Raw genomic sequence first — 8725 nt, 5'->3', positions numbered from 1 at the left:
GGCCGGGGAAGGCTGGCTTCCCCGGCCACCGGCTCAGGCCGGCTCGACCATCATCCGGCCGACCATTTCCATGTGCAGGGCATGGCAGAACCAGCTGCAGTAGTACCAGTGCAGTCCCGGCTTGTCGGCGACGAAGGTGATCGACGAGGTCTGCTGCGGGCTGATCTCCATGCTCACGCCGTGGTTGACCATGACGAAGCCGTGGGTCACGTCCTCGATCTGGTCCATGTTGGTGATGGTCACGGTGACTTCGTCGCCCTGCTTCACCTTGAACTCGGTGAGGCCGAAGGCCGGCGCCATCGAGGTCATGTAGACGCGCACCTTGTTGCCTTCGCGGATGACCTTGTTGTCGGTCTCCAGGTTGATGCCGTCCTTCTTCGCCCTGGCCACGGTCGGCGCGAAGAACGGGTCGTTGCGCTCCCAGATCTTCTTGGTCCTGATCTGGTCGCGGCGGGCCATGATGCAGTCGTGCGGCTCGGCGTAGGTCGGGCCGTCGTGGACCAGCTTCATCTCGTCGCCGGAGATGTCGATCAGCTGGTCGTTCTCCGGGTGCAGCGGGCCGGTGGGCAGGAAGCGGTCCTTGGAGAACTTGGACAGCGCCACCAGCCACTTGCCGTCGGCCTCGCTGGTCTCGCACAGGGTGGCGTGCAGGTGGCCCGGCTGGTAGTGCACGTCGAGCTTCTGCTTGATGTAGTTGACCTTCTCGCCCTTGTAGGCGCGCACCGCATCTTCCATGTTCCACTTGACCACCTGGCTGTCGATGAACAGCGTGGTGTAGGCGTTGCCTCGGCCGTCGAAGGTGGTGTGCAGCGGGCCGAGACCCAGCTCCGGCTCGCCGACCACCACGTCGCGCGGGTCTCCGAGCTTGCCGGCGAACAGGTCGGGCAGCATGTCGATGGCGATCATCGAGCAGGTCGGCGACAGCTTGCCGTTGGCGATGAAGTACTTGCCGTCCGAGGAGGTGTTGAGGCCGTGGGGGTTCTTCGGCACCGGAATGTAACGGGTGACCTTGCTGTCCTTGCCGTCCTTCTTGCGGCCGTCGACCACCGGCACCTTGGAGTCGCCCAGGGTGATGAAGCGGCCGGCCTTGATTTCCGCCTCCACGGCGGGGATGTCGAACACCACCACCCAGTCGCGCTCGTTGCGCATCATGCCGCCGAGGTCGAAGGCCTTCTCCGAGTTGTAGCAGGTGGCGGCGGTGAAGCGGCCGGTGTAGTCCATGTCGGTGTTGTCGAGGTTGCCGTCGACGATGACCTGGAACGCGACCTCCATGGTCTCGGCGTCCACCGCGTTGTACAGGGTGTAGCTGTTCTCGTCCTGCAGGTCGAAGACCTTGCCGTCATTCGGGTGCGGGATGACGAACTCGGCGTTGCAGAACACGTACTTGGTGTGCGGCACCTTCTGCAGGCGCAGGCCATGGATGGCCTGGACGTTGGGGATGGTGACCATCTTGTCGCACTTCATGATGTCCAGGCGGATGCGCGCGACCCGGGTGTTGGCCTTGTCGTTGATGAACAGGTACTTGCCGTCGTACTTGCCGTCGGTCATGGAGATGTGCGGGTGGTGGCAGTCGCCGTTGTGGAAGCGGGCGCTGTCGCCGAGGATGTGCTTGCTCTCGTTGGTCAGGCCCCAGCCGCTGGCCGAATCGACGTTGAACACCGGGATGCGCATCAGCTCGCGCATCGACGGGATGCCCATCACCCGCACCTCGCCCTGGTGGCCGCCGCTCCAGAAGCCGTAGTACTCGTCCAGCTCGCCGGGGGCGACGTGGACCTTGTTGGCGCTGTCCTTGACCGCCGCCGCCCAGCTCTCGCGGGTCATCACGCCGCCGCTCAGGGCGGTGGCCGCGGCCACGGCGCCGGTCACCGCGCTGGCGCCGAGGAAGCCGCGCCGGCTCAGGCCGGCCTTGTCGTCCTTATCCGAATTCTTGTCGTTCATGGGGTTGCTCCTGTTTGGGAAAACACGCCTGCCCGGCGCCTCGCGGCGCCCGGCTCAGGTCTCGTTCACCTCGACGGCGGGGATCAGTTGTGGCTCGGGAGCCCGCTTGTTGCGCTTCTTGCGCTTGTTGATCAGCGGCGGGCACTTGTCGTCGTTGTGGTAGGTCATCTGGCAGTCGAGGCAGTAGTGGCACTCGTTGCCGTTGATCCGCCCGTCCGGGTGGATCGCCTGGATCTCGCACTCCACCGCGCAGAGCTGGCAGGGGTTGCCGCACTCCTTGCGCCGCTTGAGCCAGTCGAACAGGCGGAACTTGCTGGGGATCGCCAAGGCGGCGCCGAGCGGGCAGATGTAGCGGCAGTACACCTTGCGGGTGAAGACGTTGACCGCCAGCAGCACCACCACGTAGAGGACGAACCACCACTGGCGGTCGAACCGCAGGGTGATGGCGGTCTTGAACGGCTCTACCTCGGCGGCCTGCTCGGCCAGCATCATCGACTCCAGGGACAGGCCGAACAGCGCCAGCAGGATGATGTACTTGATCGCCCAGAGGCGTTCGTGCACGGCGAAGGGCAGCTCGTACTGGGGAATCCTGATCTTGCGCGCCAGCTCGTTGATCAGCTCCTGCAGCGCGCCGAACGGGCACAGCCAGCCGCAGAACACGCCACGGCCCCAGAGCAGGATGCTGGCGGCGGTGAATACCCAGAGCACGAAGATGATCGGATCGGTGAGGAACAGCTCCCAGCGGAAGTCCTGGAACACCGCGTGGACGAAGGTCAGCACGTTGACCACCGACAGCTGGCCCAGAGCGTACCAGCCGATGAACAGCACGGTGAACAGCAGGTAGCCGCGGCGTAGCCAGTGCAGGAAGCGCGGCCGGCGGGCGAAGCTGTCCTGCAGGAACAGGATCACCGTGAGCAGGCCGAGGGCGACCAGCAGCACGCCGATCTGGAAGCTCTTCTGGTACCAGATGTTGACCCACACGGGGCGGTTGGCCTCCTCGATGGCGGCCAGCTCGGCTGCGGTCGGCTGCGGTCGCTCGATGTAGTCCTCGGGGATCTGGTAGGGCAGCTCGAAGCTGGTGAAGATGCCGGAGACCGGGCCGGTCTGGCGGCGCACCAGCAGCTCCAGGGTCCATGGCGAGCCGGGGTCGAAGGCATGCTGCTGGCGGGCGATGAAGATCGCCATCTCGAAGAACTCGGGCATGCCCTCGGCGTGCACGTCGGAGAGGCGGATGAAGTCGAGGTCGCGGAAGCTGATGACGTCGCCGAACTGGCGCAGCTGCACCCGATCGAAGATGCCGCCGCGCACGTAGCCCGAGCCCTTGAACGAATACTCGCCGTTGCCCAGCACGGCGAAGGCCTGCTCGCCCGGCGCGAGGCCGGCCATCAGTTCGTCGTACTGGCGCTCGCCGAGCAGGTTGCGGCCGATGGTCGGCGGGTTCAGCGGCGCGACATGGAGATCGATGAAGGTCTCCTCGCGCCGGTCCGCCGTCGCCACGTCGATGCCCTCGGCCTCGGTGCCCTTGAAGGCGTCGTCGACCTGGCCGCGGGTCAGGTGCAGGCGGCGGATCGCGCCGTTGCCGGTCAGCTCGCTCCAGCCCGCCTCGTGGAACAGCTCGTCGCGCACCCGCGACGGGCGCGGGCGCATGCTGGCGCCCGCCTCGATCAGCCCCAGGTCGACCGCCACCGCGTGCGCCGCGCGCATGATGATCTCGTTGATCACCATGACCGTCACGGTTGCGCCGGTCACCGCGTCCACGGTCACCGCGTCGGGGTCATTGGAACGCCCGACCACCACCCGCTGGCTGGCCTTGACGCCGCTGTAGTTGGCGTTGAAGGCGTGGATCTTCTGTTCGGGAATGCCGATCAGCACGATCGGCTCGTGGTGTTCGAGCATGTAGGCGTCGCGGATCACACCCTGCGGGTCGAGCAGCACCAGCATGTTGATCGGCTTGCCGGAGTAGGCGGGGATATCGGTGACGTGGATGCTCTGGAAGGCGTAGCCGAGAACCTCGTCGCCCTGGCGCAGCGTGCGCACCAGGTACTGGCCTTCCGGCTCGGAGACGCTGTCGGCGGCGGGGAAGACCTGCTCGATGCGCTGCCGTTCGATCTCGTAGTCCCTGGCCTGCGCGGGCGGCACGGCCGCCATCAGGGCCAGCAGCACGACGAGCCCTTGTCCCCAGGAGCGCAACGCGCCGGCGATGGAAAACTGGGGCTTCATCAGGCTACCTGCTCGCACTGCTCTATTGCGGTGCATGGTAGGTAAGGCGCTCTGCCGGTCTCCTTGACCGCAATCAAGTTCGCCCTGTCCCGACCGGGTGCCGGGCCTCGCAGCCTTCTTCTTTGTGGGAGCAGTCTTACTTTGTAGGAGTGGCCTTACTGTGTGGGACCGGCCCTTGTGGGAGCGGCCTTGGCCGCGATGCTTTTCTGCTAGCCCTATTCGCGGCCAAGGCCGCTCCCACAGAGAGATGCTCCAACGCAAACGGGACAACCGGCCCTGCGGCCGGTTGCCCCGTTCGTTCACAGGCGGGCCGGTTCGCCACCGGCCCGCGTCGTCGTCTTACTGCAGGGTCAGCACCCACTCGGCGAGGATCTTGGCCTCTTCGTCGCTCACCGGGTTCGGCGGCATCGGCATCGCGCCCCAGACCCCGGTGCTGCCGTTCTTGATGTGCCCGGCCAGGGTCTCCGCCGCGCCCTCGACGCCGGCGTTCTTCGCCGCCACGTCCTTCAGGGCCGGGCCGACCAGCTTGGTCTGCACGCTGTGGCAGGCGCCGCAGGGCTTGCTCTTGAACAGCTCCTCGCCGGAAGCGGCGTGGGCAGCGGGCAGGCTCGCCATCGCCACCAGGGCGACCAGCGGAATCAGCGCTTTCTTCATGATCATTTCCTCATCGTATGTGGCCCGCCGGGGCTGGCGCGTTGTTTGGGATCGATCATATACAGGGGCATCTGCTGATCCGCTTGACCGCAATCAAGTCCGCCGCGCGTAGCGCTTGAGAGCCCGCGTCGCGGGCCGTTAGCGTGCAGCCCAGGCCGTAACGGAAAACTGGAGGAGTCATGCAGAGCGCGCCGTTCTATCAGGTACAGGGCGACGAACAGTTGCTGTTCGAGCAGGCCTGGCAGCAGCGCATGCCGGTGCTGATCAAGGGCCCCACCGGCTGCGGCAAGACCCGCTTCGTCCAGCACATGGCGCAGCGCCTGCAACTGCCGCTGTACACCGTGGCCTGCCACGACGACCTGAGCGCCGCCGATCTGGTCGGCCGCCACCTGATCGGCAGCGAGGGCACCTGGTGGCAGGACGGCCCGCTGACCCGCGCCGTGCGCGAGGGCGGTATCTGCTACCTCGACGAAGTGGTTGAGGCGCGCCAGGACACCGTGGTGGTGCTCCACCCGCTGGCCGACGACCGCCGCGAGCTGTACCTGGAACGCACCGGCGAGACCCTGCGCGCGCCGCCGGGCTTCATGCTGGTGGTGTCCTACAACCCCGGCTACCAGAACCTGCTCAAGGGCATGAAGCCGAGCACCCGCCAGCGCTTCGTGGCGCTGCGCTTCGACTACCCGGGCGCGGAGGAGGAGTGTCGCATCGTCGCCCGCGAGGCGCAGGTCGGCGAAGCGCTGGCGCGGCGCCTGGTCGCCCTCGGCCAGGACATCCGCCGCCTGGAACAGCACGATCTGGAAGAGGTGGCCTCGACCCGCCTTCTGATCTACGCCGCGCGCCTGATCCACGCCGGCATGGAGCCGCGCGCGGCCTGCCGCGCCTGCCTGGCCGAGCCGCTGTCGGACGACGCGCAGACCGTCGCCGCGCTGCTGGACCTGGTCGATGTCCACCTCGGTTGACTACCCGGCCGCCCGCTTGCCGGGCGACCTGGCCATGTGGCTGTTCATCCTCGCCGAGCTGACGGTGTTCGCTCTGCTGATCCTCACTTTCATCGTCGCCCAGGTGCTGTCCGGCTCACAGTTCGCCGCGAGCCGGGCGCTGCTCGACGGCTCCATCGGCCTGGCGCTGACCCTCAGCCTGCTCACCGCCGGCCTGTTCGCCGCGCTCGCCGTGCAGCGGACGCGCGCTGGCGAAGGCCGGAAGGCGGCGCCGCTGCTGCTGGCGGCGCTGGCCAGCGGCTGCGTCTACGTGGTGCTCAAGGGCGGCGAGTACGCGCACCTGATCGAGATGGGGCTGGACCTGGAGTACGACCGCTTCTTCACCCTGTACTGGATTCTCGGCGGCTTCCACTTCCTCCACGTGCTGCCCGGCCTGCTGCTGTTCGCCTGGCTGGCGCTGCGTTGCCGGCGCGGGGTGTACGACGCGCCGGAAAGGCGCAGCGAGCTGGAGTCGTGCGTCCTGTACTGGCACATGGTCGACCTGATCTGGGTGCTGCTGCTGCCCTTGCTCTATCTGCAGAGGTGAACGGGGTGAACGCATTCGCCTGCTGGCTGGGCCTGTTGCTGCTGTCGCTGGCGAGCCTGTGGCTGGTCGCCGCGCCGGTGCCGTCCTGGGCGGCCATGGGCCTGTCGCTGGCGGCGCTTGGCAAGGCCTGGCTGATCGTCGACGGCTTCATGGAGCTTCGCCACGGGCCACGCCTGTGGCGCGCCCTGCTGCTGGGCTGGGCGGCGTGCATGGCGCTGGCGCTGTATCTCGGTACGCCCTGAACGAGCCGGAGTAGCCCATTCGCGGACAAGGCTAGGCGCCCCCGGCGCTCCCACAGATCAAGCAGCGCGCCCCGCTTTTGTGGGAGCGGACTTGTCCGCGAGCTTTTCCTGGAGCCGCGCAAGCGCCAAAAGCCAAAAGCTCGGGGCCAAGGCCCCTCCCACACGTTCCGCCCTCGCCCGTCCATTTCCGGCTTCTTGATTGCCATCAAGCGGTTTTTGCCAACCGCCGTCCGAGAATGGCTGCGCCAAGCCTTTGAGGACATGACCATGTCGGAGACCTTCACCAAGGGGATGGCCAGGAATATCTACTTCGGGGGAAGCGTGTTCTTCATCCTGATATTCCTGGCCCTGACCTTCCATACCGAAAAGACCATACCCGAGCGCACCAACGAACACCTGATGAACGAGGCGGTGGTGCGCGGCAAGCTGGTCTGGGAGCAGAACAACTGCATCGGCTGCCACACCCTGCTCGGCGAGGGCGCCTACTTCGCGCCGGAACTGGGCAACGTGTTCGTCCGTCGCGGCGGCGAGGAGCAGTTCAACGGCTTCCTGCATGCCTGGATGGCGGCCCAGCCGCTGGGCGTTCCCGGCCGCCGGGCGATGCCGCAATTCAACCTGAGCGACAGGGAAGTGGACGATCTCGCCGAGTTCCTCAAGTGGACCTCGAAGATCGATACCAACGACTGGCCGCCGAACAGGGAGGGCTGAGACATGAGCATTGCCAATCCGCATCTGAAATTCGCCTCGCAAGCCGTGGCCAAACCCTACTTCGTGTTCGCCCTGATGCTGTTCGTCGGGCAGATCCTGTTCGGCCTGATCATGGGCCTGCAGTACGTGGTCGGTGACTTCCTGTTCCCGTTGATCCCGTTCAACGTGGCGCGCATGGTGCACACCAACCTGCTGATCGTCTGGCTGCTGTTCGGCTTCATGGGCGCGGCCTACTACCTGATCCCCGAGGAGGCCGACCGCGAGCTGCACAGCCCGAAACTGGCGATCATCCTGTTCTGGGTGTTCGCCGTGGCCGGCGTGCTGACCATCCTCGGCTACCTGCTGGTGCCCTACGCCAGCCTGGCCAAGCTCACCGGCAACGAACTGCTGCCGACCATGGGCCGCGAGTTCCTCGAACAGCCGACCATCACCAAGGCCGGCATCGTGGTGGTGGCCCTGGGCTTCCTCTACAACATCGGCATGACCCTGCTCAAAGGCCGCAAGACCACGGTCAGCGTGGTCATGATGACCGGCCTGATCGGCCTGGCGGTGATGTTCCTGTTCTCCTTCTTCAACCCGGAAAACCTCACCCGCGACAAGTTCTACTGGTGGTGGGTGGTGCACCTGTGGGTGGAAGGCGTGTGGGAGCTGATCATGGGTTCGATGCTGGCCTTCGTGCTGATCAAGGTCACCGGCGTCGACCGCGAGGTGATCGAGAAGTGGCTCTACGTGATCATCGCCATGGCCCTGATCACCGGCATCATCGGCACCGGCCACCACTACTTCTGGATCGGCGCGCCGGGCGTGTGGCTGTGGCTCGGTTCGATCTTCTCCGCGCTGGAGCCGCTGCCGTTCTTCGCCATGGTGCTGTTCGCCTTCAGCATGGTGCGCCGTCGCCGTCGCGAGCACCCCAACCGCGCCGCCGGCCTGTGGGCGCTGGGCACCACCGTGACGGCGTTCTTCGGCGCCGGCGTGTGGGGCTTCCTGCACACCCTGGCCCCGGTCAACTACTACACCCATGGCTCGCAGCTGACCGCGGCCCACGGCCACCTGGCGTTCTACGGCGCCTACGCGATGATCGTGATGACCATGATCTCCTACGCCATGCCCCGCCTGCGCGGCATCGGCGAGGCGCCGGCGGAGCGCGCCCAGCGTGTGGAGATCGCCGGCTTCTGGCTGATGACCCTGTCGATGGTGGCGATCACCCTGCTGCTGACCGCGGCCGGCGTGGCACAGATCTGGCTGCAGCGCTGGCCGTCGGACAACGAGGCGATGGCCTTCATGGCGACCATGGACCAGCTGGCGCCGTACTTCTGGATGCGCCTGGTGGCAGGCGTCGGCTTCGCCATCGGCCTGGTGTGCTACCTGCTGAGCTTCGTCCAGCGCGGCCGCACGGCGGCTGTCGCCTGATCGCGTAGGGTGCGCCGTGCGCACCACAG

Annotated in this window: 8 protein-coding genes; 5 read left to right on the top strand and 3 right to left on the bottom strand. The window is 66.5% G+C overall.

Features of this window, described 5'->3' with window-relative positions:
* Positions 1 to 33: 33 nt before the first annotated feature.
* The 3 genes from nosZ to N5D30_RS19810 all read right to left on the bottom strand — a co-directional run bounded on the left by nosZ (position 34) and on the right by N5D30_RS19810 (position 4812).
* On the bottom strand, positions 34 to 1938 hold the full coding sequence (nosZ, locus tag N5D30_RS19820) for a TAT-dependent nitrous-oxide reductase (protein WP_279910353.1): 1905 nt from the start codon (positions 1936 to 1938) through the stop codon (positions 34 to 36).
* Positions 1939 to 1992: 54 nt separating this feature from the next.
* Complete coding sequence (locus tag N5D30_RS19815) at positions 1993 to 4158, bottom strand: NosR/NirI family protein (protein WP_279910352.1); 2166 nt, start codon at positions 4156 to 4158, stop codon at positions 1993 to 1995.
* A gap of 339 nt (positions 4159 to 4497) precedes the next feature.
* Positions 4498 to 4812, bottom strand: a complete 315-nt coding sequence (locus N5D30_RS19810) for a c-type cytochrome (protein ID WP_279910351.1) — start codon at positions 4810 to 4812, stop codon at positions 4498 to 4500.
* A 179-nt stretch (positions 4813 to 4991) separates the two neighbouring features.
* On the opposite strand from N5D30_RS19810, the gene N5D30_RS19805 reads away from it, so the two are divergent.
* The 5 genes from N5D30_RS19805 to N5D30_RS19785 all read left to right on the top strand — a co-directional run bounded on the left by N5D30_RS19805 (position 4992) and on the right by N5D30_RS19785 (position 8696).
* Positions 4992 to 5771, top strand: a complete 780-nt coding sequence (locus tag N5D30_RS19805) for a CbbQ/NirQ/NorQ/GpvN family protein (protein WP_279910349.1) — start codon at positions 4992 to 4994, stop codon at positions 5769 to 5771.
* Positions 5755 to 6336, top strand: coding sequence for a cytochrome c oxidase subunit 3 (locus N5D30_RS19800; protein ID WP_279910348.1), 582 nt, complete (start codon positions 5755 to 5757; stop codon positions 6334 to 6336). The genes N5D30_RS19805 and N5D30_RS19800 overlap by 17 nt, the downstream gene beginning before the upstream one ends.
* Positions 6337 to 6341: 5 nt before the next feature.
* Positions 6342 to 6578 carry a cytochrome C oxidase subunit IV family protein gene (locus N5D30_RS19795; protein WP_279910347.1) on the top strand — a complete coding sequence of 79 codons (237 nt, stop codon included), beginning with the start codon at positions 6342 to 6344 and terminating at the stop codon, positions 6576 to 6578.
* A gap of 267 nt (positions 6579 to 6845) precedes the next feature.
* Positions 6846 to 7286 (top strand): cytochrome c, encoded by a 441-nt coding sequence (locus N5D30_RS19790; protein ID WP_220815355.1) that lies wholly within the window; start codon positions 6846 to 6848, stop codon positions 7284 to 7286.
* Between the two features lie 3 nt (positions 7287 to 7289).
* Positions 7290 to 8696, top strand: coding sequence for a cbb3-type cytochrome c oxidase subunit I (locus N5D30_RS19785; RefSeq protein ID WP_279910346.1), 1407 nt, complete (start codon positions 7290 to 7292; stop codon positions 8694 to 8696).
* The last annotated feature ends 29 nt before the right edge of the window (positions 8697 to 8725 follow it).

This window comes from Pseudomonas sp. GD03875 (genome assembly GCF_029840585.1).
Taxonomy (GTDB): domain Bacteria; phylum Pseudomonadota; class Gammaproteobacteria; order Pseudomonadales; family Pseudomonadaceae; genus Aquipseudomonas; species Aquipseudomonas paralcaligenes.
The sequence above is the reverse complement of the archived record's forward strand: the minus strand, read 5'-3'. Positions and strand labels throughout refer to the sequence as shown.

Excerpts from the sequence above, each read along its gene's own strand:
- N5D30_RS19785 (WP_279910346.1), top strand. The coding sequence starts at position 7,290 with ATGAGCATTGCCAATCCGCATCTGAAATTCGCCTCGCAAGCCGTGGCC.
- N5D30_RS19810 (WP_279910351.1), bottom strand. The coding sequence starts at position 4,812 with ATGAAGAAAGCGCTGATTCCGCTGGTCGCCCTGGTGGCGATGGCGAGC.
- N5D30_RS19805 (WP_279910349.1), top strand. The coding sequence starts at position 4,992 with ATGCAGAGCGCGCCGTTCTATCAGGTACAGGGCGACGAACAGTTGCTG.
- N5D30_RS19815 (WP_279910352.1), bottom strand. The coding sequence starts at position 4,158 with ATGAAGCCCCAGTTTTCCATCGCCGGCGCGTTGCGCTCCTGGGGACAA.
- N5D30_RS19790 (WP_220815355.1), top strand. The coding sequence starts at position 6,846 with ATGTCGGAGACCTTCACCAAGGGGATGGCCAGGAATATCTACTTCGGG.
- N5D30_RS19800 (WP_279910348.1), top strand. The coding sequence starts at position 5,755 with ATGTCCACCTCGGTTGACTACCCGGCCGCCCGCTTGCCGGGCGACCTG.
- nosZ (WP_279910353.1), bottom strand. The coding sequence starts at position 1,938 with ATGAACGACAAGAATTCGGATAAGGACGACAAGGCCGGCCTGAGCCGG.